The organism is Brevibacterium iodinum ATCC 49514, assembly GCF_900169265.1.
GTDB classification, from domain to species: domain Bacteria; phylum Actinomycetota; class Actinomycetes; order Actinomycetales; family Brevibacteriaceae; genus Brevibacterium; species Brevibacterium iodinum.
Genome location: NZ_FXYX01000001.1, coordinates 450,619 through 475,609, shown reverse-complemented (window position 1 = coordinate 475,609; position 24,991 = coordinate 450,619). Strand labels below are relative to the sequence as shown.

The window sequence follows — 24,991 nt, the reverse complement described above, 5'->3', positions numbered from 1 at the left end:
TGCCTAGACTGAGAGACGATCATGAGTGACGAGCCACGCAGACTTCCGCGCAGAACACCCCGTTCCCGCCCGCACCGCATCCTCGTGCTGGCACTGGACGGGGTGTCTGCCATGGATCTCGGCGTCCCAGTCCAGGTCTTCGGGCGGGAGTCGAACGCAGGCACAGACCGCACCCGCACCGAGGCGGCCCCACGCTCCCAGCCGAATCCGAGCGGTGAGGCGGCTTCCGCTGTGCCCGGCGGACGGTCGGCGACCGTGCCCGCAGGCAGCTGGCCCTATGAAGTCGAGGTCTGTGGCGTCACCGCAGGAAAGGTGACCGGATCGGACGGGCTCGACTATTGCGTCGACCAGGGACTTCACGCCCTGGTGACCGCGGACACGATAATCCTGCCGGGTGCCACCTCGGCGGTGGCAGAAGAACCTCCGGCCTCGGTCATCGGGGCGCTCCTCTCGGCATTCGAACGCGGCGCGCGGATCGCTGCCATCTCCACCGGCACATTCGTCCTCGCGCGCACAGGACTGCTCGTCGGACGACGCGCCACCACGCACTGGTCGACGGCGAAGGAGCTTGCCCGGCGGTTCCCCTCGATCAAGGTTGACGAGAATGTCCTCTTCATCGACGAAGGACAGCTGCTGACCTCCGCTGGAGCCGCCTCGGCGATCGATCTGTGCCTCCATCTCATTCGCAGCGATCACGGCGTCGGACTGTCCAACCAAGTTGCCCGGCGACTCGTCGCCGCCGCGTATCGCAGCGCCGGCCAGGCGCAGTACGTGCCGCGCAGCGTGCCTGACCCGCTCGGCGACGACTTCGCCGACACCCGCGAATGGGCGCTTCAGCACATCGGCGAGAAGATCACCCTGCGGGATCTCGCCGCCAATGCCGGAGTCTCCGTGCGCACCTTCTCCCGCCGCTTCGTCGAAGACACCGGCTACACGCCCATGCAGTGGGTGCTCAGAGCTCGAGTCGATGTCGCCCGGGAACTCTTGGAGAATTCCGACCTGGGCATCGAACAGATCGCTGACCAGGTGGGACTCGGAACGGGTGCGAATCTGCGGATGCATTTTCAGCGCATCCTCTCGACCTCCCCGAACGACTACCGTCACTCTTTCCAGGGCTGAAAGCGGGCGCTCGTCAGGGCGAGAATCTGACACTTCCGGGCCGAGCTGGGGCATTTTTCGGCACATTTCAGGGGCCCGGATCACACGAAGACAACTGTGACTAGAAACTTTCGACCTTTGGCAATACGACTGGCGAAAACCTTGCGTAGATTGTCTGGCTGGCCACTGTTGACGTTTGTGGAAATCGCCCATGATGGAGATATCAAGACGAATCCCGTGTTCAACATCTACAAGGAGTGACATTGACTCGCATCGCCATCAATGGTTTCGGTCGCATCGGACGCAGCAGCCTGCGCGCGCTGATCGAGCGCGGCAGCGAGCTCGAGGTCGTGGCCATCAACGACCTGGGCCCCGTGGACGATCTCGCTCGGCTGCTGAAGTTCGACACCACCCTCGGGCGCTTCAACCATGACGTCGAGGCCACGGATGATGAGATCGTCATCGACGGCAGGGCCATCAAGGTCTTCGCCGAGAAGGATCCGGCCAAACTGCCCTGGGGTGAGCTCGATATCGACATCGCGCTCGAATCGACCGGCCGCTTCACCAAGGCCGAAAGGGCCAGCGCCCACATCACCGCCGGCGCGAAGAAGGTCCTCGTCTCCGCTCCCTCGAAGGGTGCCGACGTCACCCTCGCCTACGGAGTGAACAACGAGGCGTACAAGCCCGAGCACACCGTCATCTCCAACGCCTCCTGCACGACGAACGCCCTGGCCCCGCTGGCCAAGGTCCTCGACGACCTCGCCGGAATCGAGCAGGGCTTCATGACCACCGTCCACGCCTACACCGGTGACCAGATGGTCCAGGACGGCCCGCACAAGGACCCCCGACGTGCCCGCGCCGCCGCCGAGAACATGATCCCCACCTCGACGGGTGCGGCCAAGGCCATCGGCCTCGTCCTCCCGCAGCTCGACGGCAAGCTGTCCGGCGATGCCATCCGCGTGCCCGTCCCGGTCGGATCGATCGTCGAGATCAACACGACCGTGTCCCGCGAGGTCACCCGCGACGAGGTGCTCGATGCCTACAAGAAGGCCGCCGAGGGTGAGCTCAAGGGCATCCTCGACTATGAGACCGAGCCCGTCGTCTCCTCCGATATCGTCGGTCAGCCCGCTTCGTCGATCTTCGACTCCGCGCTCACCCGCGTCGTCGGCAACCACGTCAAGGTCGTTGCCTGGTATGACAACGAGTGGGGCTTCTCCAATCGTGTCGTCGACAACCTCGAGTTCATCGGCAAGAACTGACGTTCTCCGCTGATGTATCCCGGCGCTCGCCGCCGGCGACATCTTCGGCGCCGAGGTGGTTCCTCGATGCCAACGGATGCAACTGTGGCCTCGGATCTGCTCAACGCAGATTCGAGGCCACAGCCTTTTGCTGCCCGGGCGCCTGGTCGTCACTGAGCAGGCCTGCGCCCAGATGACCTCGGCGCAGAATTGTGCTCCGGGGAGAACTCAGACGTCGTCGGCGCCGGAGGTGCCGCCTTCGTCTTCCCAGCGTTCGATGGCGCGGACCTTTGCGCGGCTGAACTTCAGGCGGATGCCGTAGCCGCCTTCCTTGCCGTCGGGAATGAACCGCGCGCCGTACTGCTCGAGGGCGAGGATGAGTCGACGCTCCTGCTCGGCGGTCAGGTCCGCTGTCCCCTTTTCGTAGTCCTTGAGTTCGGACTTGTCGATCTCAGCTTTGTCTGCCACGTGCTTGGCCGAGACCTGGCAGAGGATCCGCGTTGCGCGTGCCAGGGGGCCGTCGATGATGATTTCTTCTGTGCTCATGGCTCCACCTTGCCAGAGCCCACCATGCCTGCCAAGGCGGTCGGTCCCTGGAGGAGGTCAGAGAACTCCCTGGTGGGACGGTGCGTGGCAAGGTTCTGCTCGGTGAGGTTCGCCGTCAGTGATGTCATATCTGTGAATCGTTCGAATCCCGTCCGATCATGTTATGTCAGTGCCTGCGTCTAGTGTTGTCTTCACGTTTCTGACAGCGGAGTCAGGGGCGACGCATCGCAGGGTGCGGTGCATGACGGAAGGTCAGAACAATGGAGATCACTACCAGCAGCATCAGAGAATTGGCCTGGAGCTGTGAGGAGTTCCTCGACGACCGAGGGGAGCCGCGATCAATCAGCTATCCGGGCAGTCTCGCTCTGTGCATTCTCGACGCGCTCTATTCGACGGGTTCGCACCCGACGGCGGTCGACAACGTCACCGATCGCTATATCGAACGGCATGGTGAATCCGATGGGGCGAAATCACTGCGGTACTCGATTGCAGAGGCCGGCGGGCCCGAGGCGTGGGCGCGAGAGGTGATCTGCAACGTCAAGCCCGCCAACGTGCAGCCGGGTGCCATGCTCAGGGCCGAGGTGGTCGACCGCGCCACTCGAGTGATGGCCGATCACGGCATCGACACCGTTGAGCACCTGCTCGCCGCGGTCAAAGAAGAACCGTGTATCGGGCCGCATGCCAATAAGGTGGCAAAGGCATGGAGAGCGCTTCCCAGTCAGAGATCGGGATTCTCATGGCGCAATCTGCTCATGATCGCAGGCTCCCCTCATTTCGATATCGACTACCGCGTGAAGGGCTATTTCAATCAGATTGTCGGGTGGTACCCCTTAGCCACGGACGAGTATGTGCTTGAACTGATCGGCGCTGCCGCTGATTTCCTCGGTGTTGAGGAGCACGAGATCCGACGAATCGTCTGGCAGATCTCGCGCCGTCGGCTTCGGCCGAATCCTCGACGAGAGATGTGCCCTTGGCCGTACGGTCTCGAGCTCGAGGCAGGCGAGGACGTCGACTATGAGTCGTGGGGGTCGTCCTTCGGCTTCGAAGGTTCGGCGATCAGCTCGAGCGACTGGTCTCGTATGGAATACGTCGATTCTCGCGGGAGCGCCGCGCCTTTCTGACTGTTTCAGCTTTCCGTATTGCGCCGATGCTGGGCTGCCAACCGTACCGGCGCGTTCGGAGCGCCGAAGCCGCGATAGCCGGTACGGCGTTCGACCATCTCGAAGAAAGAAGACCGAGCCGATCGTCGACGTGTAGAAATGGAGGAACTCGCCCTCGTCGTCACGGTCGTAGAGGATGTTGTGCTCACGCAGCCGATCCAGCAGCTTCGGTGCGAGGTCAAAGCGTGCGGCAAGGTCCTCATAGTAGTTCTGCGGCACTGCCAGGAACTTCAAACCTCGCGCGACCGCAGTTGTCGCCGCGGTGAAGATGTCATCGCAGGCGATGGCCACATGCTCCGGGTAAGTCGCGGCAGGTGAGCCAGCACCTCGGCTCAACGCGTTGGGGCTGTGATCGGGGGAGACGTTGAGCGGCATCCTCACTGCCCCATCGGCACTGGACATCACTTGGGAGCGCACAAGGCCGGAGGGGCTTGGGACATCCTGGGACGGCAGCGCGGTCAGAGCGAGCATGGAGGTGTAGAAGAGCACTGCCTCGTCGTAGTGATGGGCCGGCTGAGCGAGGTTGATGTGGTCGATAGCCGACTGCCGATCGTCCGGGACGGTGCCGAACTCGTCGGTCCACTGTGGATCCTCACCATTTCCATCACCGAAGAAGACCTCTGACCCGTCGGGCGCGAAGACCCCACGCAGCACCTTCTCCTCGTGAGCCTGCTCGCGAGGTACCTCGGTCGTCGAGAGCAGGAGGGCGCGTTCCATTGCGGAATCGGCATCTGCGACGGCGAATCCGATGCCCCGCAGATAAGTCTCGGACGCAGTGGAATCTGCATCCGGAGTGGACACTGCAAACGCAACCCTGGACTTATCAGTTGTCTCGATCGGAGCGTTCTCCGGTCCTGTGGGCTCGGTGACGACGATTCGAGCTTGACCGCGTCGCCACAGCTGCACGTGTGGTTTCGTGCGGTGGAAGCCGACGAACCGGAACCCGAGCTGATGGATCTGCCGGGTGAGCGCGCCCAGGTCATCGGTGTTCAGTTCGACGTAGTCGATGCCTCGCGGCTGCGCGACCTGCGGCAGCGGCTGCAGATCCAGCCGCACACGATCTCGTCCCGTGCGAGCGGAGGAAGCATTGCCTTCACGAGCTGCCGACACATTGGCTTCGAGCCACCGCAGGGAACGCAGTCCGTCGACAGCGGTGCGCTGAGTGTCGGCCTGCCGGAAGGAGTCGTTGAAGACTTCGAGCGACACCGGTCCGAAATAACCGGTCCCGGCGACGCGAGCGAGGAAGTCGGTGAGGTCCCATGAGCCTTCGCCGGGGAAGACTCGGTGGTGACGGGACCAGCTGAGCACGTCCATCGACAGGGCGGGGGCGTCGGCGAGCTGGAGGAAGAAGATCTTCTCGCCCGGGATCTCGGCGATGCGTGACAGGTCCGTGCCGCGGGAGAGGATATGGAAGCTGTCGAGGCAGGTGCCGATGCGCGGACGGTCGGCGGCCTTGACGAGGTCCCAGGCGCGATCGTATTCGGAGACGAACTGGCCCCAGGCCAACGCCTCGTAGGCGACGTCGACGTCGTACTTCTCGGCCAGATCGCCGAGTCGGCGCAGCTGGTCGACGACGACCTCATCACGGTCGATGGTTGCGGTGGCCACGTTCGAGCACAGCAGGATCGTGGTCATGCCCATTCGCTTCATCAGCTGGAACTTCGCCTCGGCCCGGGCCAAGTTGGCGGCGAACTGCTCCTTATCGACGCCTTCGAAATCGCGAAAGGGCTGATAGAGGTCAAGACTCAGTCCGAGCTCTGCGGCCAGAGCGGCGATCGACTCGGGGGAGCTGGGGGAGACGATAAGATCCTGTTCGAAGATCTCGACCCCATCGAATCCTGCCGTTGCGGCAGCCTGCAGCTTCTCCTCGAGCGTGCCTGACAGGCACACCGTGGCAATCGAGGTTCTCATTGTGACCTTTCCTCGTGGACGATATCGATCTCTTCCAGGCTCAGTCCCTTCGTCTCCTTCGCTGTCATCGCGACCAGACCGACGACGATGCAGACGCCCGCGGTGAAGGCGGCGACCGAGACCCAGTTCTCTCCTCCAGCACCGGCGACAGCGGAAGCGAGCACCGGAGCCAGCCCACCGGAGACCGCGAATCCGACCTGTGTGCCCAGTGCCAGACCTGTCACTCGCGCCGTCGTCGGGAACATCTCGGCGTAGAACGAGGGCCAGATGGAATTGGCCAGCGAGTACGCGCAGCCGGACATGATGGCGCCGAAGACGAAGATGAGCGGCCAGTTCCCGGCCGAGACCGCACCCAGGTACGGGAACATCATCAGACCCGAGCCGACGGCACCGGTGATGAAGACCGGCTTCCGGCCGAATCGGTCGGAGAGCAGTGCGGCCGCCGGGATCGCGAAGAGGGCGACACCGTTGGCGATGATCGAGACGAGCAGCATGGTCGAACGCTCGAGGCCGACGATCGACGTGGCGAACGACAGCGACCAGACGGTGAAGACCATATTCACGGTGTTGACCATGGCGCACACGGCCACGCGGACGACCGCGGCCTTGTGCCACCGGACGACCTGCATGAGCGGTGGGTTCTCAACCCGCGACTCCTTGAATGCCGGCGGCTCCTCGAGCCCGCGACGGATGAGCCAGGCGGTGAGCACGACGAGCGCCGACAGCCAGAACGGTACGCGCCAGCCTCAGCTGAACAGGGCTTCATCGGGCAGGAACGCGGTGAAGGGGATGAAGACTGCGGTGGCCAGCAGGGTTCCGGCTTGCGTGCCGTGCAGCGTCCAGCTCGTCGTCCACGACCGCTTCTTCTCCTCCGAGTGCTCGAGGGAGACGGAGATCGCGCTCGCCTGCTCACCCGAGGCCGAGAGTCCCTGGATGATGCGACAGAGCACGAGCAGGATCGGAGCCAGCATCCCGACCTGGTCGTAGGTCGGCAGGCAGCCGACGATGAAGGTCGACACACCCATCATGAACAGAGTGAGCATGAGGACGAACTTGCGACCGAAGCGGTCGCCGAGCGGTCCCATGATGAGCGCACCCAGCGGACGCACGACATAGGCGACTCCGACTGTGCCCATGGCCAGCAGAATGGCGATCCCCGGTGCAGTGGTCTCGGGGAAGAACAGGGTGTTGAGCACCAGTGCCGCCGCGGTTCCGTAGACCGCGAAGTCGTAGTACTCCAGGGCCGAACCCGTCCAACTCGACAAGGCCGCGCGCAGCGGTGTCTTCTTCGTGGGGCGAGCTTCCTCGATCGCGTTGCTCATGCTTCCTCGCATTTCTCACTCTCAGGACTTATCGACGGCCTCGGCGCTGTCGAGTGTTCATCGGACCGACACTCTATTGCCATAGTGTGGCAATTATTGTTACATTGTGGTTTACAGTGTGATCGAGATGACATAGCCTGTCAACGTGGAACGCGGGAATTCTGCTTTCCGGACTCACGAACCACCCGCACACACTGCCCCAGCACCACTGAACTGCCACAGCAACGCAAGGAGGCGAAGCATGCCGCCCAAGGGCTCGAACTCGGTGACGAAGACGTTCGAGATGCTCGAACTCCTCGGCGAATCACCCGAGGGGATCAGCGCCGCCCAGGCCGCCGAGACGACCGGCTATCCCTTCTCGACCGCCTACCGCCTCCTCGGCGGGCTCGTCGAATCCGGGTATGCCAGCTTTGATGCGCGCACGAAGATCTACACCCTCGGGATGGAGGTCTTTCGCCTCGCGCAGAAGGTCGCGCACCGGCAGGGGCTGTCCGGAGCGACGAAGGATCTGCTGCAGGAACTGACGAAGTCCACCGGCGAATCGAGCATCCTCGCCGTCCGTCGCGGCAATGCCGCACTGACTGTGCTCACCGTCGACGGCCCGCAGTTCCGCACGACCACCGACCCCGGCGACGAATCTCCGCTGCATACCTCGGCGATCGGACAGGCTCTGCTCGCTCATGATCCACAGGCCGACACCACCGTCGACGCGCTCGACCTCGTCGCTCGCACCCCGAACTCGATCACCGATACGGCGAAGATGCGCACACGGCTCGAACAGATACGCGCCGACGGCTGGGCGGGACAGTCCGAAGAGAACGACATCGGCATGAATGCCCTGGCCGTGCCCGTCTTCGACCTCGACGGCACCTTGCTGGCCTCGCTCGCGCTCGCCGCTCCGGTCTTCCGCCGCAGCCTCGACGAGCTCATCGAATTCGTCCCCCGACTGAACGAAACCGCGGCATTGATCGCCGCCCGATTCCCGAGGTGACCATGCCCGCAACCACTGCCGAGGCTGCACTTGGCCCAATGACTCCCCGGCCCGAGATCCTTGTCCTCAACGGACCCAACCTCAACCTCCTCGGGGAGCGCGAGCCGGAGATCTACGGCCGCACCACGCTGGCCGATATCGAGGCCATGTGCGCCGACACCGCCGCCGAGGCGGGGCTGGGCGTTCGCTGCATCCAGAGCAACCATGAGGGTGGGCTCATCGATGCCGTGCACGAGGCCCGGCACTCGACGGTCGGAGCGATCATCAACGCCGGAGCGTACACGCACACCTCCCTGGCCCTGCACGATGCGCTGAAGGCCTACGACCACCCGATCATCGAGGTGCACTTGAGCAACCCGCATGCGCGGGAAGCTGTGCGCCACCACTCCTACCTCTCGCCCGTGGCCGCCGCCGTCATCGCCGGAGCCGGCGCGAAGGGCTACGTCCACGCGGTCGAGATCCTTATCGACCACCTCACGAACGCGAAAGCGAGACTATGACCTCATCCCTCCTCCTCGGCCTCATCGGCGATGGCATCTCCGCCTCCCGCACCCCGCGGATGCACGAGAACGAAGGTGCCGCGCACTCCATCCCCACGATCTACCGCACCATCGACATCAGCAGCCCCCACCTCGCCGAGGCGACACTGACGGAGCTGCTCACCGCGGCGATCCGTCTCGGCTTCGACGGGCTCAACATCACCCACCCGTTCAAGCAGCAGGTCATCGGCCTCCTCGATGAGGTCGATCCCGTGGCCGCGCGCATCAAATCGGTCAACACCGTCGTCATCGACAGCACCGGACGGACGACGGGATACAACACCGATGTCACCGGTTTCGCTGCCGGATTCCGTGCCGGACTGCACGGCGCCGCCACCGAGGTGGTCGTGCAGATCGGTGCGGGCGGAGCCGGCCGTGCGGTCGGGTTCGCCCTTGCGGAACTCGGAATTCGCGAGCTCATCATCGCTGACACCGATGTGCAGCGTGCCGAAGGACTCGCCGCGGACATCGTAGAAACGTCAGCGGTCGGAACTCGGGCGCGAGCGATCGGGCTCGATGAGCTGGAAGGGGCGGCCGCCTCGGCGCGGGGGATCGTCAACGCCACCCCGGTGGGGATGAAGGCGTATCCGGGTACCCCTGTCGACACCTCGGTGTTCGGGGCGGAGACCTGGGTGGCCGACGTCGTGTACTTCCCGCTCGAGACGCAGCTGCTCGCCGAAGCCAGGGCCAAGGGGTGCCGCACGCTCGACGGATCGGGGATGGCGGTCAATCAGGCAATCGACGCATTCGAACTCTTCAGCGGAGAGAAAGCCGACGCGCAGCGCATGCGCGAGACGTTCCTGTCCTTCGGTTCCTGATTCGAGACACCTGACCGGGATTCGACGCGGCTCCCGGTCAGGGGCGAATGGTCAGTTCTCGGAGGTGTCGCCCGCAGCTTCGGCTTTCTTCTGCTTGCGGTATTCCTTGAAGAAGCTGATGGCGAAGATGCCGACGATGAGGGCCAGCGTCAGCCACAGGGCGTACTTGTCGATGATCTTGAGGATGTCGACGGCGGCCTCTCCGAGCTGGTAGCCCAGGAAGGTCCAGATGAGCGTGAAGATGAGGCAGCCGAGGAGGTCGGCGACAAGGAACAGCGACAGCCGCATCCGCGTCCACCCGGCGACGAGGTAGACGAGGGTGCCCGGGATGCCCGGGCAGCGCGAGATCAGCGTCATGAGGAACAGGGCCCAGTTCGGGATCTTCTTCAGCTGGTTGATGCGTTTGAGCTGACGTTCGTTCTGCGCGAAGAGCCGCAGCACACCGTCGCCCCACCGGCGACCGGCCAGCCAGAACGCCCAATCGAGTTTGGCCATGCCGATGAAGCCGGCGACGATGACCAGCCACAGCGGGATCTCACCGACCTGGGCATAGGCGGCGGCAGCGACGATCGAGGTCTTCGCACCGTTGATGAACTCCTGGACGACCGGGGCATTGACGAGCATCCACGGTCGCAGCGGCATGAGGCCGAGGTAGATGAGTGGGACGCCGATGATGATGAACAGCAGCAGCTTGTCAAGGCCGGCAGCCTTGCCCTGCCAGGGTTTGATCGCCGCCCACGGGTTCTCCTTGGGCTCGGCCTCGGAGCCGGCATCCGGCTCGGTGGTTGCGGAATCGTATGCCCCCGCGGACTCGGGCGTCGTTGATGAGGAGTCTGCGGATACGGGCTCAGCCTCGTCTCGGTCCGCGCGATCGTCGCTCATCGGTGGGCTCCTGCGGGTCGTCGGGGCGGTCGGCGCTTACGGTATCACAGGCAGATGGGCCCGCTGACCTCATTCCGCGGTGCTGCGGCGGGCGTCTCCCCAGATATCGACGCCGGAATCGACGGCGAACTCGTCGACTGCCGTGAGCTCTTCATCGCTCAAGGGTGCCGCGTCAAGAGCGGCGACATTGTGTTCGAGCTGTTCGACGCGGCTGGCCCCGATGACCAGCGAGGACACACGATCGTCGCGCAGCGCCCAGGCCAGTGCCATCTGCGCCAGGGACTGACCGCGCGCGGCGGCGATGTCGCCCAGCGACCGGATGCGGGCGAGATTGTCGTCGCTGAGGAAGCCGTCCTTGAATGACGGTTTCGCCTTGCCGGCACGTGAATCCTCGGGGACACCGTCGAGGTATTTGCTCGTGAGCAGTCCCTGCGCGAGCGGGGAGAAGCAGATGACGCCGAGGCCCTCGTCGTCGGCGGTCTGGAGCAGTCCGTCGTCTTCGATCCAGCGGTTGACCATCGAGTAGGAGGGCTGGTGGATGAGCAGGGGAGTGCCCAGGTCGCGGGCGATCTGCGAGGCCCGGGCCGTATCGGCGGCGGAGTATGAGGAGATCCCGGCGTAGAGCGCACGACCGGAGCGCACGGAAGTGTCGAGTGCGCCGATGGTCTCTTCGAACGGGGTCGAGGCATCGGGGCGGTGTGAGTAGAAGATGTCGACATAGTCGAGGCCGAGTCGGCGCAGTGACGCATCGAGGCTGGCCAGAAGGTATTTGCGGCTTCCTCCGGGGCCACCGTAAGGGCCGGGGTGCATGTTCCAACCGGCCTTCGTCGAGATGATGAGCTCATCGCGGTAGGGGTGGAGGTCTTCGCGCAGCAGTCGGCCGAAGTTCGTCTCCGCCGAGCCAGGGGGAGGACCATAGTTGTTCGCCAGGTCGAAGTGCGTGATGCCCATATCGAAGGCGCGACGAACGATATCGCGCTGGTTCTGGAAGGCGACATCATCGCCGAAGTTGTGCCACAGTCCCAGTGACAACGCGGGCAGGACGAGCCCGGATCTGCCGACGGGGCGATAGGTCATCGAGTCGTAGCGGTTCTCAGCGGCTTGAAACACACGTTCTCCTGGCTTCGCGCGGATGGTCTGATCCCAGACTAGTACGGTCCGGGACCGCTGGAGCTTCCGTCCGCCGCCACGCTGCCACTCAGGCGCGCTGGCACCCGGGCGCCTAGGCGCGCCGCCTCCATGGCCGGTCGGTCGGTCGGCCAGGGAGGCGGTCGGTGATCAGCCGCGGATCAGTCGGCGTCGGGGTCTGCCTTGACCCCCGCCGAGGCTGCCAGTTCGCTGATCTGTCCCGCCATGTCGAGGTCGCGTTCGGTCACGGACCCGGCATCATGGCTGGTCAGCTGGATGTCGACGTGAGGGAAGGTCAGGGTGATGTCGGGGTGGTGGCCAGCCTCCTCGGCGGCGGCACCGATCTTGTTGACCAGTTCCAGACCGGTCGCGAAGTCACCGGTGAGCAGTCGGGTGCCGATCGAATCTTGGCGGTCCTGCCAGTCGGTCAGGCCGTTGCTCTTGAGTGCGTCCGTCAGATTCTGTCCGGTGTATGCAGTCATGGCTTCATGCTAGGGACTCACACGTCATCCGTGAACCCTCTCGGACGGACCCCTCTCTTATGACCAGCACAGACCGAGGCGTAACGTTGCCCCAGTGTTTGGCTCAACCGCATACCTCGTGACGCTTCTCTTCGCGTCGATCGCGCTGCTCATCCTCCTTATCAACTGGAAGACGAAGCTGCATCCGTTCCTCGCTCTCCTCATCACCTCCGCCGTGACGGCACTGGCTGCCGGGGAGGAGATCGGCAAGATTCCGGAGACGATCGCCGCTGGAGCCGGCGACACCCTCGGCGAGACCGGTGTCGTCGTCGCCCTCGGAGCGATGCTCGGCCGGCTTCTGGCCGACAGCGGCGCCATCCAACGGATCGCGAACCTCGTCATCGAGCACTCCTCGCCGAAGGCCGCACCGTGGATCATGACGGGAGTCGCCTTCATCATCGGCATCCCGATGTTCTTCGAGGTCGGCCTCGTCGTCCTCATCCCGGTCATCTACGCGGTCGCCTCGCAGCTGGAGAAGAAGACCGGGCAGAAGAAGCTGTGGTACCTGCGCATCCTCGTTCCCGCGATCGCCGCGCTCGCCTGCCTCCACGGCATGGTTCCGCCCCATCCGGGGCCGCTCATCGCCGTGTCCGGGCTGGGTGCGAACGTCGGAATGACGATCGGCCTCGGGCTGGTCTGTGCGATTCCCACCGTGATCCTCGCCGGCCCGGTCTACGCCCGGTGGATCGCCCCGCGGGTCAAGCTCGAACCGACTCCTGAGCTCATCGACCAGTACACCGGAGCCCGCGCCGAGGTGGACCAGAAGGAACTGCGAACGATTCCGGTCTGGCTCGCCTTCGTCACCGTCCTCGTCCCCGTCGTGCTCATGCTCGTGCACACCGTCGTTCAGCTCGTGGCGCCGGAGTCCTCGTTCGAACCCATCGCCGAGGTGATCGGCAACCCGATTATCGCCATGCTGGCCGGAGTCGTCTTCGCCGCCATCGCACTCGGATGGACCTCGGGAATGGGCGGCGAGCGGATCCGCAGCTCCTTCGGCGACAGCCTCAAGTCGATCGCCGGAGTCATCCTCATCATCGGCGGCGGTGGTGCCTTCAACGAGGTGCTGGGGGACTCGGGCATCGGCGACGCCGTCGTCGGCGCGACCTCTCACCTGGAGATGAACCTCATCCTGCTCGGCTGGTTCATCGGCATCCTGCTGTCGTTCGCCACCGGATCGGCGACCGTCGGAATCACTTCGGCCACCGGCATCGTCGCCCCTCTCATCGGTGATCACTCTGGGGCCTACGTGTCTCTGGTCGTCATTGCGATCGGCTCGGGATCGATCGGTCTGAACTGGGTCAACCATGCGGGATTCTGGTTCGTCAAGGAAAGCTTCGGCATGACGATCGGTCAGGCGACGAAGACTCACATGATGGTCCAGACCCTGGTCAGCGTCTTCGGGCTGATCTTCGCCTTCCTGCTCTCACTGCTCTTCGTCTGACCGGAGGCGTGCGCTCGCCCGACCTCCGCCCACCCGGTCTCCGCCCGTCCGCCCGGCCTCCGCCGGCCCGGCCTCTGACCGCCCGCCCTCTGCTCGCCGATTTCTGCCGATCAAGCCGGAGCGCGGATATGTCATGGTCGACGACGCCATATTCGCGGCCACGCTTGACCGAGAGGAGGGAGCGCTTGAACGTGAGCGAGCGCTTGATCGACGGCACGAGTGCAACGCTGACCGAGGGGGATGGGCACCACAAAATAGACCAGTGGTCTTGATTTAGTGGTGTGTCCTGTGCCTCAATGGTGGTGTGACGAAATTCCATGCCATTCGCGACCAGCTCCTCGACCGCCTCGAGGACATGGCCGCCGGTGAGCAGTTCCCTCCGGAACGGCAGCTCGCCGAGACGCTCGGCATCTCGCGGATGACCCTGCGCCGCGCCATCGACGAACTCGTCGCCAAGGGCATGGTCCGCAGGCGTCACGGCACGGGCGTCTTCGCACTCGGGCCGAAACTCGACCAACCGCTGGCCGCGAGCTCCTTCACCGAGGATATGCTCGCCCGCGGAATGCGTCCCGGGTCCCATATCCTCAGCTTCGACGTCGCCGAGGCGGGCGCGCACATCGCTCGTCGACTCCACATCGCCGAAGACGACGACGTCATCGCGATCCTGCGTCTGCGCCTGGCCGATGACGAACCGATCGCTCTCGAAGAACTCCACGTCCCCTCGGCTCTCGTTCCGGGGCTGAGTCCAGGCGACCTCGAGGACCAGTCCTTCTACGATCTGCTGCGCCGGAACTTCGGCATCCGCCTCAACCACAGCGTGCAGACGATCGAACCCACCCTCCTCGATGCCGGCGAAGCTCAACACCTCGGCGTCGAAGAACTCTCACCGGCCCTGCTGTTCGAACGCATCTCCCGCGGTGCCGATGACCGCCCGTTCGAGTTCGTCCGCTCGGTCTACAGAGGCGACCGTTACAAGGTCCGCACCGAACTCACCGTCCCCGCCCCGGCGGCAGCCGGAGCCGCAGCCGAAGCCGTTCCCACCGGCACCGTCCCCACCGGCACAGCTCCCGCCACCGTCACCGACCACACTGGAGGAGTGCAGCCATGATCATCGCCGGCCTCATGACCGGAACCTCCGCCGACGGTCTCGACCTCGTCATCGCCGAGTTCCGACCCGACCCCATCAGCGACACGGAACCCACCCCCAGCTTCGACCTCGTCGGCGCGGACCCCACCACCCTGACCGTGCGGATCCTCGCCGAACGCGAAACCCGGTTCGACGACCGACTCTCCGCCGACATCCTTCGTCTCCTCGAACCGGCAGATCTGCCGTTGTCACTGGTCAGCAGCGTCGACGCCCGGCTCGGCCGGTTCTGCGCCGACGCCCTGTCCGAACTCTGCGCCGACCACGACCTGACCCCTGACCTCGTCGTCAGTCACGGACAGACCGTCCGCCACGACATCACCGACGGGCAGGTCACTTCGACCCTCCAGCTGGGACAGCCGGCCTTCATCGCAGAACGACTCGGTGTTGCCGTGCTCTCCGATGTCCGCTCCCGCGATGTCGCCGCAGGGGGACAGGGCGCCCCGCTCGTCGGGCTGCTCGACTCCCTCCTGCTCTCCGACGCCGAGGCGCCGACCGCGGTGCTCAATCTCGGCGGAATCGCGAACATCACCGTCATCGCACCAGGCCACGATCCCATCGCCTTCGACACCGGCCCGGCCAACGCCCTCATCGACATCCTCGCCCGCCGCATCACCGACGGCCGGCAGAGCTATGACCGCGACGGCGCGCTCGCCGCCGAAGGCACCGTCGACGAGGACCTGCTCGCCGAGCTCCTCACCGAACCCTTCTACGCACGGCCCGCCCCGAAATCGACGGGCAAGGAACTCTTCCACGCCGCCTACCTCGACTCATACCTCGAATCCCACCCTCACCTCGGCGAGAATGATCAGATCGCCACGGTCACCGTGCTGACCGCGCGCACCATCGCCGAGGCGGTCCGAGACCACGAAGTCACCACCGTCATCGCCTCGGGCGGTGGGACGAGGAACCCGGAGCTGATGCGCCGCCTCGGCGAGGAACTGGGAGAGGGCATCGCTCTCACGAGCACGGATGAGGCCTTCGGGCTGCCGGAAGGCAGCAAGGAAGCGCTGCTCATGGCCCTCCTCGGGTGGCTGAGCTGGCACGGACTCGACGGCACGCAGCCAAGCCTGACCGGAGCGATCGGACCGCGCAGCGCGGGCCGGTTCACTCCCGGCGACGGACCGCTCCGTCTGCCCGAACCCCTCCACCGACGACCCACCCGACTGAGACTGAGCGACTGAGACTGGCCGACTGAACCGCGGCCGCCACCGGTAACGCCCGCCCGGCCACACAAACGAACGCACCTCCTGACCACCGACCACCCGACACACTCCACACCCCCAACAAGGAGAGACCAATGCAGATCATCGACCTCCTGGTGATCATCGCCTATCTCGTCGCAACAGCGTGGCTGGGACTGGCACTGAGCGGCAAGCAGAGCAGCCTCAAGGGCTACTTCCTCGGCGGGCGCGACCTGCCGTGGTGGGCAGTCTGCCTATCCGTCGTCGCCACCGAGACGAGCGCGCTCACCGTCATCGGCATTCCCGTCATGAGCTACCTCGGCGACCTCAACTACCTGCAGCTCGGACTCGGCTACATCGTCGGCCGCGTCATCGTCGCCTACTTCATGCTGCCGCGCTACTACGACGGTGAGATGATCACCGCGTACGCCTACCTGGGCAAACGTTTCGGCCAGTCGACGCAGACCACGGCCGGCGTGACCTTCCTCTTCACCCGACTGCTCGCCGACGGCATCCGCGTGCTCGCCGCGGCCATCCCGCTCAAGGTTATCCTCGACGGGCTCGGCATCCACACGAACTACTTCGTCATCATCGTCGTCCTCTCGCTTGTGACGATCGTGTACACGTTCATCGGCGGCATCAAGGCCGTCATCTGGGTCGATGTCGCGCAGATGATCCTCTACGTCCTCGGCGGCGTCCTCGCGATCATCATCATCTCCGCATCGATCGGCGGCGGATGGTTCGCCGAGGCGGTCGAGGCCGGAAAGACGAACATCTTCGTCTTCGAGGGCAACCCGATATCTGCGGATGCGTCGTTCATCCCGTCGTTGCTCGGCGGTGCCGTGTTCGCGATGGCCTCGCACGGTTCCGATCAGCTCATCGTGCAGCGGCTGCTCTCGTGCCGGTCGAAGCTCGAGGCGCAGAAGGCCCTCATCACCTCCGGATTCGTCGTGGTCGTCCAGTTCGCGATCTTCCTCGCCGTCGGCCTGGCGCTGTGGGCGTACTACGATCACGCACTGCCTGCCGACCTCGGTCTGACCCGCGACGACGAGATCTTCCCGCTGTTCATCATCGAAGGGCTGCCCACGGGAATCTCCGGACTGCTGCTGGCCGGTATCCTCGCCGCCGCGATGTCGACGCTGTCGTCGTCGCTGTCGGCCCTGTCGTCCTCGACGGTCAACGACGTCTACGCGAAGCTCAAGCGCACCCCGATGACCGACGAACAAGGATTCAAGGTCGGTCGCTGGGCGACGATCGGCTGGGGGATCGCGTTCATCCTGCCGGCCACGGTCTTCGAATCCGACTCCGGCAACATCGTCATCCTCGCGCTCGGCATCGCCGGCATCACCTACGGCGGTCTGCTCGGCGCGTTCGTCTTCGGCATCGTCAACAAGCGGGCCCGGGCTGTCGACGCGAACATCGCCTTCGCCCTGGCCGTGGCCATCAACGCGTTCTTCTTCGTCATGGAGAAGTACGTCACCGGCGAAGTGTGGGTGGCGTGGCAGTGGTACCCGCTGCTCGGCGTCATCGTCACTTTCATCGTCGGCGGCCTGCTCGGTCTGCGCCACACGACCAAAGTCGAAGAGCCCACCATCGCCGAGGCGGAAGGAAGCCCCCGTCCATGACCTCCTCCCAGCCGGGCTCAGCCCACCCGATCTCGCCGACGGAGTCGTCCTCGTCGACGTCTGAAACGGCACCGCCGTCGGCCGGTCGGCCGCTGTCGCCGACCGAGCAGCGCAATCCGGCCAGCTCCGGACTCGACGACCTCGACACCCTCGGGGTGCTGCGGGTCCTCAACTCGCAAGACCACGCCGTCATCGATGCGGTCGCCGCGGCCCTGCCGCAGCTGGCCGAACTCGTCGACATCGCCGCTGACCGGATGCGCCGAGGCGGCCGCGTCCACTACTTCGGCGCGGGTACCTCGGGGCGGTTGGGCGTCCTCGATGCGAGCGAGCTCCTGCCGACGTTCAACCTCGAACCGGGCCGGGTCATCGGGCATATCGCCGGTGGTCAGGCTGCTTTGGTCAATGCGGTGGAGAACGCCGAGGACTCCGGGGCCGACGGATCCGCGGCCGGTGCCGAGCTCGGACCCGACGATGTGGCCATCGGCATCGCCGCGAGCGGGTCGACCCCGTACGTCGGCGGGGCGCTCGACGCGGCGCGGGCCAACGGCGCCCACGCTGTGCTCATCTCGAACAACCCGCACGCCTCTCTGGCCGACAAAGCCGATGACCACATCGTGCTCGACACCGGCCCCGAAGTGATCACGGGGTCGACGCGCCTCAAGGCCGGCACCGCGCAGAAGCTCACGCTCAACGGGTTCTCGACCGCGCTCATGGTCGCTCTCGGCCGGACCTGGGACAACCTCATGGTCTCCGTCGTCGCGACGAACGCGAAGCTGCGCGAACGCACTGTGCGCATCCTCCGCGAGGCCGCCGACCTGGGAGACGCCGACGCGCGAGCTCTGCTCGAGAGCTGCGATGGCGATCTCAAGACCGCTATCGTCGTCTCCTTCACCGAGGCGGCCCCCGCCCTGGCAGCGTCGACTCTGGAGTCCCATGACGGTTCGGTCAGGGCCGCGATCGCCGAGCTTGTCGGGACGCAGAAACCGGTCGGCTCGGACGACGGTACGGACTCGGAAGGGACCGGTCCGGGTACCGTGGGCGCATGACCCTGATCCTCGGCATCGACATCGGCGGCACCGGCAGCCGAGCCGCGCTCGGTGACGTTGGCGATGCAACTGACCATCGTGGCAATGCCGTTAGCAGACCGGGCATCGCTGACGGCGGGGGCTTCGTCCCACGCATCATCGACCAACTCACCGGCCCGCGGATCGAGATCGGGCCGAGCGGCAGCAACGTTCTTCTCGTCGTCCGCGAACTCGTGAGAACGGCCGCGGAGACCTGGCCCGAACGTTTCCCCGAGGTCAGCGGCATCGGAATCGGTGCGACCGGCATCGCCTCCCTCGCTGAGGATCCGTCCGACGTTCTCGGCGAGATCTCCGGCGAGGTCGGGGTGCCCGCAGTCGCCGCGATCGATGCCGTGACCGCTCACCTCGGTGCTCTCGGTGGGGCCGGTGGGGCGATCAGTGTGCTCGGCACCGGGGCGATCGCCATCGCCCATCCAGGTCCGGACGCTGACGGCAAATGGTCAGCAGACTGGTCACGAGCCGATGGCTGGGGACACCTCTTCGGCGATCGCGGGGGAGGAGCGTGGCTGGGACGTCATGGTCTCGAACTCGCTCTGCGCACTCACGACGGCATCGACGGACGAGGTCGTGTGCTGCTCGAGGCGGCCACCCGACGATTCGGCCCACCGGCCTCGTGGCCGGGTCAGTTCTATACCCGCAGCGACCGGGCCGGGGTGCTCGCCGAATTCGCCGCCGATATCGCCGACGCGGCTCGGGCCGACGACACTGTCGCGATCGACCTGCTCCGCGAAGCTGGTCAGGAAGCGGCCCGCAGCGCGCTCGCCGCAGCTCGTTCCGTGCGAACTGACACTGACTCGTCAACGGTAGCGACCGAGGCCCTTCCCGCTTCCAACTCCGCGACCCGCATCGCTCTCACCGGGGGAGTCGCGGCCGCGGGCGACCACCTCGTCGAGGGATTCCGCGCCGAAGCCGCACGACTGGATCCGACCATCACCATCGTCGAGCCCGCAGGCGGACCATTGGATGGGGCGCTCACGCTCGGTCACCTCGGTGCTAGTGGGACACTGGACGCACAGGACAAGGTCCTCTGGACCTGATTGGGCGTCAGTCGCACCCGGCCTGCCGCACCATCCGCACTTCGCGCACCACGTCGTAGTCGTCGGTCTTCACTGTGCGGTCGGCGACGAACCCGTTCTTCGAGTAGAACGCTTGGGCACGCGGATTCGGGTCAGCCACCCACAGTGCAGTCGTCGCGGACGGATCGATGACGGCGTCGAGGAGGTCCTGGCCGACGCCCGTGCCGTGGATGGATCGATAGGCGTAGAGCACGTAGAGATGCCGGTCTTCGACGCTTCCGCCGGTTCCCGGGGGTCCGGACATCGCAATGCCGACGATCCGGCCGTCGGATTCGGCGACGGCGCCGGTGTACTTCGATGGAGCCGCCTCGGCGAGGATCTGCGTCCACATCTGCGTTCGGCGGTCGATGAGATCGGGAGCATCGAGGAGTTCGGCGGGCATGATCCCGCGGTAGGTCTCACTCCAGGTGTCGACGTGGACGCGCGCCATTCCGGCGACGTCGGCGATGACTGCGGGGCGGACTGCAAGTGTCATGAATCGACTCTACCCCCGAGTGCCGATCGTTCTCCTGGCCTACGATCATTCACAGCCCATGCTGGAGCCCCGGTCGCCGGCACGAAATATTCACCTGACCTGCATCTTCCGACAAACAGCTGTCCAGTCGGGGCACCCAGGATCGAGAGAGTGAGAGCGAACCGCGAACCAGTCACCTCCGTCGAATCGCCAACCTCCGGCCACCCACTTCATCAACCGCTCCGGCCATCACCACCCGGTCCTCGGAGCTCCGGCGGGGGAGCCGTCGCATTCGAGCCGGTGGCAGCACCACCGCCCACCGACCTCGAGCTGCCGATGGGCCCGCGTACCCGGCTGTATCGATTCTTCGAAGCACTGCCGGCGGCGATCAGCTTCACCGCTGTCGGGCTCGTGTTCGTCCTCCCATTCGTCGATGCAATGCTCGGAGCGGTCTATGTGCTTTCGATCGTAGGGCTGATGTTCGTCCGCGCCATGCTCGGCGCGATCGACGTCGCCCGCGGGTTCCTCCGCTACCGACGCAGCGCTCGCGTCGACTGGGCGGCACGCCTGACCGACCTCGAGCGGGCCCTGGACGGTCGCCCTTCCCTGGCACATCCTCGGGGTGGGTTCCGTGCTGCCGACCACGCCGCCCTCGTCGCGAAAGTCAGCGCCGATCCGACCTCGATCATGCGTCCATCGACCCTGCTCCACGCGGTCGTCGTGGCCGCGTACAAACAGCCCTATCCGGTCATCGCTGACACCATCCGCACCCTTTTGCACACCTCGACGACGCCCGAACAGCTCCTCGTCTTCTTCGCCCATGAGGAACGGGGCGGACCTGCCATGGCCGAGACGGCTCGGCGGCTCGAAGCCGAGTACGGCCACCGCTTCGGGGCCTTCGTCCTCGTCGAACATCCAGCCGGATTGCCCGACGAGATCGCCGGCAAGGGAGCGAACATCACGTACGCCGGTCACCTCCTGGCCGAATGGGTCCGTGACGAGGCCATCGACCCGCGTCGGGTGATCGTCACGAGCCTCGACTGCGACAACATTCCGCACGAGTCCTACTTCGACTGTGTCACCTACGAATATGCGACCGCGCCGGACCGGGAGCGTCTGTCGTTCCAGCCGATCAGCCTCTACATCACGAACATCTGGGACGTGCCCGCACCGTCGCGAGTGGTCGCCAGCGCGAACTGCTTCTGGAATCTCACGACCACGGTCCGGCGGCTCGCACTGCGCAATTTCGCCTCCCACGCGCAGCCGCTGACTGCTCTGGTCGACATGGGCTTCTGGTCGAAGCGGACCATTGTCGAGGACGGTCACCAGTACTGGCGCAGCTGGTTCCACTTCGACGGGGACTACCGGGTCGTCCCCATCCACGTCCCGATCTTCCAGGACGCGGTGCAGGCCGGGACGTTCAGGACGACCATGATCGCTCAGTTCAAACAGCTCAGCCGCTGGTCGTACGGCGCCTCCGACGTTCCCTATGTCGGGGTGCGCGTGTTCGCTCCCGGAGCCCGCGCACCGTTCTGGCCCGGAGCCATCCGCTTCTTCTCCCTGCTCGAAGGGCACGTCAGTCTCGCCTCGATCTCGATCATCATCGCCATCGGCGGGTGGATCCCCTTCGTCGTGGCCACGCAGACGGGGCAGGCTTCCTTGTTGGTCGAGCGCATGCCGATGACCGTGGGCATCATTCAGCAGATCGGCATGATCGGACTCATCGTCTCCATCATCGTGTTCAATGCGCTGCTGCCCCCTCGGCCGATCCACGTCCCGCGCGAACGCCGCGTGACGATGTGGCTGCAGTGGCTGCTCTATCCGCTCACGCTGCTCGTATTCAATTCCTCGACCGCGCTGTACTCGCAGTGGTGCCTGCTCACCGGCCGCTACCGCGAACGCTTCGACGTCACCGAGAAGATGGCCGGCGGACGCTCCGGCTGACTCATCGCCGAGGCGGTCGGTCGGCTGACCGGTGCGCATACCCTATTTCCGTCGCCCGGTGCGAGGTCTACGCTGGGAACTGAGCCCCAGCGTTCACAGAGTCAACGGTGCCGCCGGTTCCCGGAGGCGCGGTGCCGTCGAGCCGAGGAGAGTGTCATGGCCGACACCGACAGCACGCACACCGCCCCCCCCCCCCACGGGAAACGTGCTGACCCCGCCACCGACGTTCCCGCACCGGCCACCCTCGAACTCCGCGCACCACTTGTCATCGCCGCCGACGGCAGATGGTCGAAGTCGCGCGCCGAGGCAGGGTTGTCCGTGAGGGAACTGCCGTCGACGATCGATGTGTGGTGGTTCCGCATCGACACCGAGGCGGTGCTGCCCGATTCCGTGACCCCACGAGGTGGGAACGGAAAGGTCTTCGTCGCCATTCCGCGCGACGGGCACGTGCAGATCGCCCGCCTCATCCCGAAAGGCGCGGACGCGCGATTACGCGCCGGGGGTATCGGTGAGTTGCGTGATGCCGTCGCGGAGACCTATCCGCAACTCGCCCCGGACGTCGGCCAGATCGACTTCGATGACGTGAAGCTTCTCGACTTCCGCCGCAATGAGGCCGAGCAGTGGTTCGTCGACGGCCTGCTGTGCCATCGGCGATTCCGCACACGCGATGAGTCCGCTCGGCGGGGTCGGAGTCAACCTCGCGGTGCAGGACGGAATCGCCATCGACCGGATTCTCGCCGAGCCGCTGCTTTCGGGATCGGTGGGGACCGTCGAGCTGCGGCGACTGCAGCTGAGACGACTCCCGACCACTCGTGCCGTCGAACTCCTGCAGGCGGGCATCCATCGGACGGTCGACCCCGCCGTTCACGGGCACCGGCCCATCCGTCCACCTGCACCGGTGGAGTGGCTGCTGACGACCTTTCCAGCACTCACCCGCATCCCGGCGCGCATCCTCGGCGTCGGCGTCACTGCCGAACACGCGCCGGACTTCGCCCGACGCGAGGAACCGACCTTCGACGGAGCCCGATGAGCGAAACCCTGAGATTGCGTCCTTTGGCGCCCACCGATGAAGCGGTGATGAGGGACTTCCACGAGCAGCTGAGCGCCGACGACTTCGCATTCCTCCAAGCCGAGGGCACGTGGGACGACATCATCGCCACCCACGAGCGCGAGGCCCGCGGAATCGATCTCCCGCCGGGCCGAGTACGCGCGCAATTCCTCGTCGCCGAGGTGGACGGACGACCCGTGGGTCGCACCTCCATCCGATACGAACTCAACGACTTCCTGTTCGATCTAGGCGGTCACGTCGGATATGTGGTCGTCCCCGAATTCCGGCGCCGAGGATACGCCTAGCAGATCCTGTCACTTTCGGTCGAACGGCTGCGCTCGGGCGGAGTCGAGAGCGTGCTCGTCACGTGCGATGAGACGAACACCGCTTCGGCAAGTGTGATCGAACGGTGCCGGGGAGTCCTCGAGGACGTGCGCGAAAACAGTGACGGACCGCCGAAGCGGCGATACTGGATCGGCGCGGATTCCGGTTTTCCTCAATCGGCCTCGACGGTCAGCACTAGTGCCGCGGTGACGGCGGATCCGTAGAGTCGAAGACATGAACTCGCTATTCGACTCCATCCGCAAAATCGGTTTCCGTCGCGGTCCCGACCGCATCCTCGGCGGTATTGCCGGGGGCCTTGCCGAGGTGAGCGGCATCAACGTCTGGATCATGCGACTCATCGTCCTCGCCTCGTTCCTCCTCCCCGTACTCGGAATCGGCGCTTACCTCGTCGTGTGGATCCTCACGCCGTGGCAGGACGAATCGATCCCGCTGCAGCAGGTCTTCGGCGGTCGCTCAATTCAGTGACAGCGGGTCGGCGGTCGACAAGTACTTCACTGACACCTTCGTCGGTGAGGACGACGCGCTCATCGCAGCACGCAGGTCAGATGCTGCGACGTCAATGCCCAATGTCGAGGTCGCAGCCAACCAAGGAGCGTTCCTCGGACCCATCGTCGCGCGCCGACGGTGACCCGAACCCGAGAGCCGGACCTACCAGACCTGGGGAGCCCTGCGGTTATAGACATCGATCGGATCCAGGTCGAACGTCGGTGCGTCGAAGAACGTCCAGACGAGGAGAACGACCGTGATCGGGAAGAACGCGACCGCCAGATAGCGCGTCATGCCCCTCAATTAACCGACGCGTCTGCCGCTGTGCTTGTGCGTGACGACTCCGCACAGCGCCTGGCCGGGGGAGACGGTGCAGCCGCAGAGGGCGCCGAACACCAACGCCATCAGCGGATAGATGGCGAGAGCAACTCCAGTAGCAGCATCGAGCGAGATGATGTTTACCCCTGTGAGGGCAATGGCGACACCGACGACCGTACCGGTGAAGAAGAGGACGAAGACCGCATCGAGGATCCTCGCCCACCAGCGCCTGCCCGACGGAGCCGGAGTCAGCGGATCGCGGTTGCGCCAGGGCCCGTGGCCGTGGACGGCAAGCCCAGCTTGGGCACGGTAGTTCGAACTCATTGTGCGTATCCTTCTCGCTGCTGACCGGTCGATGACTCCGACTCTATGCGGTTGTCGGCCCGCGGAGGGTGTTCGTCAGGCAGCATCCTGTGCCAGTTCCGGTACAACCCTGCTCGACCGTCCGCCGTCAGTGGGAGAACTGAATCGTCTGCTAAAAATCTGCTGGAAATGATGCACCCCCGAAGCTCGCAGCTTCGGGGGTGCTATGTATCATGCCTGGTCAGGCTAGGTGGGCCCCGTGGGGATCGAACCCACGACCCGCGGATTAAAAGTCCGCTGCTCTACCAACTGAGCTAGAGGCCCCGCCTCATCACAAACGCAGGACACAGGCCTGCTGACGCATGATGGAGACGAACCAATAGT

26 protein-coding genes, 1 tRNA gene and 1 pseudogene are annotated in these 24,991 nt (G+C 65.2%); 16 read left to right on the top strand and 12 right to left on the bottom strand.

All coding sequences use genetic code 11. From position 1 onward, the window contains the following. The first annotated feature begins 21 nt into the window (after window positions 1-21). Both BI49514_RS02195 and gap read left to right on the top strand, forming a co-directional pair. A complete protein-coding gene (locus BI49514_RS02195) occupies window positions 22-1,119 on the top strand; it encodes a GlxA family transcriptional regulator (protein ID WP_208634993.1) in 1,098 nt (365 codons plus the stop codon). Between the two features lie 242 nt (window positions 1,120-1,361). Further along, window positions 1,362-2,357 carry a type I glyceraldehyde-3-phosphate dehydrogenase gene (gene gap / locus BI49514_RS02190; protein WP_101543841.1) on the top strand — a complete coding sequence of 332 codons (996 nt, stop codon included), beginning with the start codon at window positions 1,362-1,364 and terminating at the stop codon, window positions 2,355-2,357. A gap of 207 nt (window positions 2,358-2,564) precedes the next feature. On the opposite strand, the gene BI49514_RS02185 is transcribed toward gap, so the two are convergent. The 5 genes from BI49514_RS02185 to BI49514_RS16790 form a co-directional block, all read right to left on the bottom strand. After that, complete coding sequence (locus tag BI49514_RS02185) at window positions 2,565-2,882, bottom strand: transcriptional regulator (protein ID WP_101543840.1); 318 nt, start codon at window positions 2,880-2,882, stop codon at window positions 2,565-2,567. Continuing rightward, window positions 2,879-3,010, bottom strand: a complete 132-nt coding sequence (locus BI49514_RS16800) for a hypothetical protein (protein ID WP_257904103.1) — start codon at window positions 3,008-3,010, stop codon at window positions 2,879-2,881. The genes BI49514_RS02185 and BI49514_RS16800 overlap by 4 nt, the downstream gene beginning before the upstream one ends. Before the next feature lie 702 nt (window positions 3,011-3,712). Beyond that, on the bottom strand, window positions 3,713-5,953 hold the full coding sequence (locus tag BI49514_RS02175) for a bifunctional sugar phosphate isomerase/epimerase/4-hydroxyphenylpyruvate dioxygenase family protein (protein ID WP_338063755.1): 2,241 nt from the start codon (window positions 5,951-5,953) through the stop codon (window positions 3,713-3,715). Further along, the gene (locus tag BI49514_RS16795; protein ID WP_338063758.1) at window positions 5,950-6,678 is read right to left on the bottom strand and encodes an MFS transporter; all 729 of its coding nucleotides are present in this window, start codon (window positions 6,676-6,678) and stop codon (window positions 5,950-5,952) included. Before BI49514_RS16795 ends, BI49514_RS02175 begins: the two co-directional genes overlap by 4 nt. A gap of 21 nt (window positions 6,679-6,699) precedes the next feature. Continuing rightward, window positions 6,700-7,275 (bottom strand): MFS transporter, encoded by a 576-nt coding sequence (locus BI49514_RS16790; protein ID WP_244195229.1) that lies wholly within the window; start codon window positions 7,273-7,275, stop codon window positions 6,700-6,702. A 241-nt stretch (window positions 7,276-7,516) separates the two neighbouring features. Here BI49514_RS16790 and BI49514_RS02165 point away from each other — a divergent pair, with 241 nt between their 5' ends. From BI49514_RS02165 to BI49514_RS02155, 3 genes are read left to right on the top strand one after another with little or no spacing between them, the layout of a single operon-like run. Continuing rightward, complete coding sequence (locus BI49514_RS02165) at window positions 7,517-8,266, top strand: IclR family transcriptional regulator (RefSeq protein WP_101543837.1); 750 nt, start codon at window positions 7,517-7,519, stop codon at window positions 8,264-8,266. Window positions 8,267-8,304: 38 nt separating this feature from the next. Next, window positions 8,305-8,766, top strand: a complete 462-nt coding sequence (gene aroQ / locus BI49514_RS02160; RefSeq protein WP_101543835.1) for a type II 3-dehydroquinate dehydratase — start codon at window positions 8,305-8,307, stop codon at window positions 8,764-8,766. Further along, window positions 8,763-9,623: a shikimate dehydrogenase gene (locus tag BI49514_RS02155; protein ID WP_101543834.1), complete on the top strand. Its 861-nt coding sequence runs from the start codon at window positions 8,763-8,765 to the stop codon at window positions 9,621-9,623. Before aroQ ends, BI49514_RS02155 begins: the two co-directional genes overlap by 4 nt. 51 nt (window positions 9,624-9,674) lie before the next feature. On the opposite strand, the gene BI49514_RS02150 is transcribed toward BI49514_RS02155, so the two are convergent. The 3 genes from BI49514_RS02150 to BI49514_RS02140 form a co-directional block, all read right to left on the bottom strand. After that, complete coding sequence (locus tag BI49514_RS02150; RefSeq protein WP_101543832.1) at window positions 9,675-10,505, bottom strand: DedA family protein; 831 nt, start codon at window positions 10,503-10,505, stop codon at window positions 9,675-9,677. Window positions 10,506-10,574: 69 nt separating this feature from the next. Further along, window positions 10,575-11,615, bottom strand: coding sequence for an L-glyceraldehyde 3-phosphate reductase (gene mgrA / locus BI49514_RS02145; RefSeq protein WP_101543830.1), 1,041 nt, complete (start codon window positions 11,613-11,615; stop codon window positions 10,575-10,577). A 179-nt stretch (window positions 11,616-11,794) separates the two neighbouring features. Beyond that, window positions 11,795-12,115, bottom strand: coding sequence for a 4a-hydroxytetrahydrobiopterin dehydratase (locus tag BI49514_RS02140; RefSeq protein ID WP_101543828.1), 321 nt, complete (start codon window positions 12,113-12,115; stop codon window positions 11,795-11,797). A gap of 118 nt (window positions 12,116-12,233) precedes the next feature. Here BI49514_RS02140 and BI49514_RS02135 point away from each other — a divergent pair, with 118 nt between their 5' ends. The 6 genes from BI49514_RS02135 (at window position 12,234) to BI49514_RS02110 (ending at window position 19,670) form a co-directional block, all read left to right on the top strand. Next, window positions 12,234-13,595 carry a GntP family permease gene (locus tag BI49514_RS02135; RefSeq protein ID WP_244195227.1) on the top strand — a complete coding sequence of 454 codons (1,362 nt, stop codon included), beginning with the start codon at window positions 12,234-12,236 and terminating at the stop codon, window positions 13,593-13,595. A gap of 304 nt (window positions 13,596-13,899) precedes the next feature. After that, window positions 13,900-14,703 (top strand): GntR family transcriptional regulator, encoded by an 804-nt coding sequence (locus BI49514_RS02130; protein ID WP_101543825.1) that lies wholly within the window; start codon window positions 13,900-13,902, stop codon window positions 14,701-14,703. Beyond that, on the top strand, window positions 14,700-15,923 hold the full coding sequence (locus BI49514_RS02125) for an anhydro-N-acetylmuramic acid kinase (RefSeq protein WP_101543823.1): 1,224 nt from the start codon (window positions 14,700-14,702) through the stop codon (window positions 15,921-15,923). The genes BI49514_RS02130 and BI49514_RS02125 overlap by 4 nt, the downstream gene beginning before the upstream one ends. 116 nt (window positions 15,924-16,039) lie before the next feature. Then, a complete protein-coding gene (locus BI49514_RS02120; RefSeq protein WP_101543821.1) occupies window positions 16,040-17,548 on the top strand; it encodes a sodium:solute symporter in 1,509 nt (502 codons plus the stop codon). Beyond that, window positions 17,545-18,594 (top strand): N-acetylmuramic acid 6-phosphate etherase, encoded by a 1,050-nt coding sequence (murQ, locus tag BI49514_RS02115; protein ID WP_101543819.1) that lies wholly within the window; start codon window positions 17,545-17,547, stop codon window positions 18,592-18,594. Before BI49514_RS02120 ends, murQ begins: the two co-directional genes overlap by 4 nt. Next, entirely contained in the window at window positions 18,591-19,670 is a 1,080-nt protein-coding gene (locus BI49514_RS02110) for a BadF/BadG/BcrA/BcrD ATPase family protein (protein WP_101543817.1), read from the top strand. Before murQ ends, BI49514_RS02110 begins: the two co-directional genes overlap by 4 nt. 7 nt (window positions 19,671-19,677) lie before the next feature. Here the strand turns inward: BI49514_RS02110 and BI49514_RS02105 are convergent, their stop codons facing one another. After that, entirely contained in the window at window positions 19,678-20,184 is a 507-nt protein-coding gene (locus BI49514_RS02105; protein WP_208634992.1) for a GNAT family N-acetyltransferase, read from the bottom strand. Between the two features lie 279 nt (window positions 20,185-20,463). Here BI49514_RS02105 and BI49514_RS02100 point away from each other — a divergent pair, with 279 nt between their 5' ends. The 5 genes and pseudogenes from BI49514_RS02100 (at window position 20,464) to BI49514_RS02085 (ending at window position 23,965) form a co-directional block, all read left to right on the top strand. Then, window positions 20,464-22,107, top strand: a complete 1,644-nt coding sequence (locus tag BI49514_RS02100; RefSeq protein WP_180954342.1) for a glycosyltransferase family protein — start codon at window positions 20,464-20,466, stop codon at window positions 22,105-22,107. A gap of 156 nt (window positions 22,108-22,263) precedes the next feature. Further along, window positions 22,264-22,692, top strand: a pseudogene (locus BI49514_RS17245) (FAD-dependent monooxygenase); the annotation flags it as partial. 82 nt (window positions 22,693-22,774) lie between these two features. Further along, window positions 22,775-23,137, top strand: a complete 363-nt coding sequence (locus BI49514_RS16780) for a hypothetical protein (RefSeq protein ID WP_101543815.1) — start codon at window positions 22,775-22,777, stop codon at window positions 23,135-23,137. Beyond that, window positions 23,134-23,460, top strand: a complete 327-nt coding sequence (locus tag BI49514_RS16775; RefSeq protein WP_244195225.1) for a GNAT family N-acetyltransferase — start codon at window positions 23,134-23,136, stop codon at window positions 23,458-23,460. The genes BI49514_RS16780 and BI49514_RS16775 overlap by 4 nt, the downstream gene beginning before the upstream one ends. Before the next feature lie 253 nt (window positions 23,461-23,713). Beyond that, entirely contained in the window at window positions 23,714-23,965 is a 252-nt protein-coding gene (locus tag BI49514_RS02085) for a PspC domain-containing protein (RefSeq protein WP_101543813.1), read from the top strand. Between the two features lie 183 nt (window positions 23,966-24,148). On the opposite strand, the gene BI49514_RS16770 is transcribed toward BI49514_RS02085, so the two are convergent. The 3 genes from BI49514_RS16770 to BI49514_RS02075 form a co-directional block, all read right to left on the bottom strand. Continuing rightward, the gene (locus BI49514_RS16770) at window positions 24,149-24,280 is read right to left on the bottom strand and encodes a hypothetical protein (protein WP_257904102.1); all 132 of its coding nucleotides are present in this window, start codon (window positions 24,278-24,280) and stop codon (window positions 24,149-24,151) included. Window positions 24,281-24,289: 9 nt separating this feature from the next. Further along, on the bottom strand, window positions 24,290-24,628 hold the full coding sequence (locus BI49514_RS02080; RefSeq protein WP_101543811.1) for an RDD family protein: 339 nt from the start codon (window positions 24,626-24,628) through the stop codon (window positions 24,290-24,292). Between the two features lie 230 nt (window positions 24,629-24,858). Continuing rightward, window positions 24,859-24,931 (bottom strand) — tRNA-Lys (locus BI49514_RS02075). Between the last annotated feature and the right edge of the window lie 60 nt (window positions 24,932-24,991).

Bases quoted from the DNA above. Each gene is read 5' to 3' on its own strand.
- BI49514_RS16770 (WP_257904102.1), bottom strand. From the start codon at position 24,280: ATGACGCGCTATCTGGCGGTCGCGTTCTTCCCGATCACGGTCGTTCTC.
- murQ (WP_101543819.1), top strand. From the start codon at position 17,545: ATGACCTCCTCCCAGCCGGGCTCAGCCCACCCGATCTCGCCGACGGAG.
- BI49514_RS02080 (WP_101543811.1), bottom strand. From the start codon at position 24,628: ATGAGTTCGAACTACCGTGCCCAAGCTGGGCTTGCCGTCCACGGCCAC.
- BI49514_RS02140 (WP_101543828.1), bottom strand. From the start codon at position 12,115: ATGACTGCATACACCGGACAGAATCTGACGGACGCACTCAAGAGCAAC.
- BI49514_RS02150 (WP_101543832.1), bottom strand. From the start codon at position 10,505: ATGAGCGACGATCGCGCGGACCGAGACGAGGCTGAGCCCGTATCCGCA.
- BI49514_RS02125 (WP_101543823.1), top strand. From the start codon at position 14,700: ATGATCATCGCCGGCCTCATGACCGGAACCTCCGCCGACGGTCTCGAC.
- BI49514_RS02165 (WP_101543837.1), top strand. From the start codon at position 7,517: ATGCCGCCCAAGGGCTCGAACTCGGTGACGAAGACGTTCGAGATGCTC.
- BI49514_RS02105 (WP_208634992.1), bottom strand. From the start codon at position 20,184: ATGACACTTGCAGTCCGCCCCGCAGTCATCGCCGACGTCGCCGGAATG.
- BI49514_RS02110 (WP_101543817.1), top strand. From the start codon at position 18,591: ATGACCCTGATCCTCGGCATCGACATCGGCGGCACCGGCAGCCGAGCC.
- BI49514_RS02120 (WP_101543821.1), top strand. From the start codon at position 16,040: ATGCAGATCATCGACCTCCTGGTGATCATCGCCTATCTCGTCGCAACA.
- BI49514_RS16775 (WP_244195225.1), top strand. From the start codon at position 23,134: ATGAGCGAAACCCTGAGATTGCGTCCTTTGGCGCCCACCGATGAAGCG.
- BI49514_RS02155 (WP_101543834.1), top strand. From the start codon at position 8,763: ATGACCTCATCCCTCCTCCTCGGCCTCATCGGCGATGGCATCTCCGCC.
- BI49514_RS16790 (WP_244195229.1), bottom strand. From the start codon at position 7,275: ATGAGCAACGCGATCGAGGAAGCTCGCCCCACGAAGAAGACACCGCTG.
- BI49514_RS02195 (WP_208634993.1), top strand. From the start codon at position 22: ATGAGTGACGAGCCACGCAGACTTCCGCGCAGAACACCCCGTTCCCGC.
- BI49514_RS16800 (WP_257904103.1), bottom strand. From the start codon at position 3,010: ATGACATCACTGACGGCGAACCTCACCGAGCAGAACCTTGCCACGCAC.
- BI49514_RS02175 (WP_338063755.1), bottom strand. From the start codon at position 5,953: ATGAGAACCTCGATTGCCACGGTGTGCCTGTCAGGCACGCTCGAGGAG.
- BI49514_RS02185 (WP_101543840.1), bottom strand. From the start codon at position 2,882: ATGAGCACAGAAGAAATCATCATCGACGGCCCCCTGGCACGCGCAACG.
- BI49514_RS02085 (WP_101543813.1), top strand. From the start codon at position 23,714: ATGAACTCGCTATTCGACTCCATCCGCAAAATCGGTTTCCGTCGCGGT.
- aroQ (WP_101543835.1), top strand. From the start codon at position 8,305: ATGACTCCCCGGCCCGAGATCCTTGTCCTCAACGGACCCAACCTCAAC.
- BI49514_RS16780 (WP_101543815.1), top strand. From the start codon at position 22,775: ATGAGTCCGCTCGGCGGGGTCGGAGTCAACCTCGCGGTGCAGGACGGA.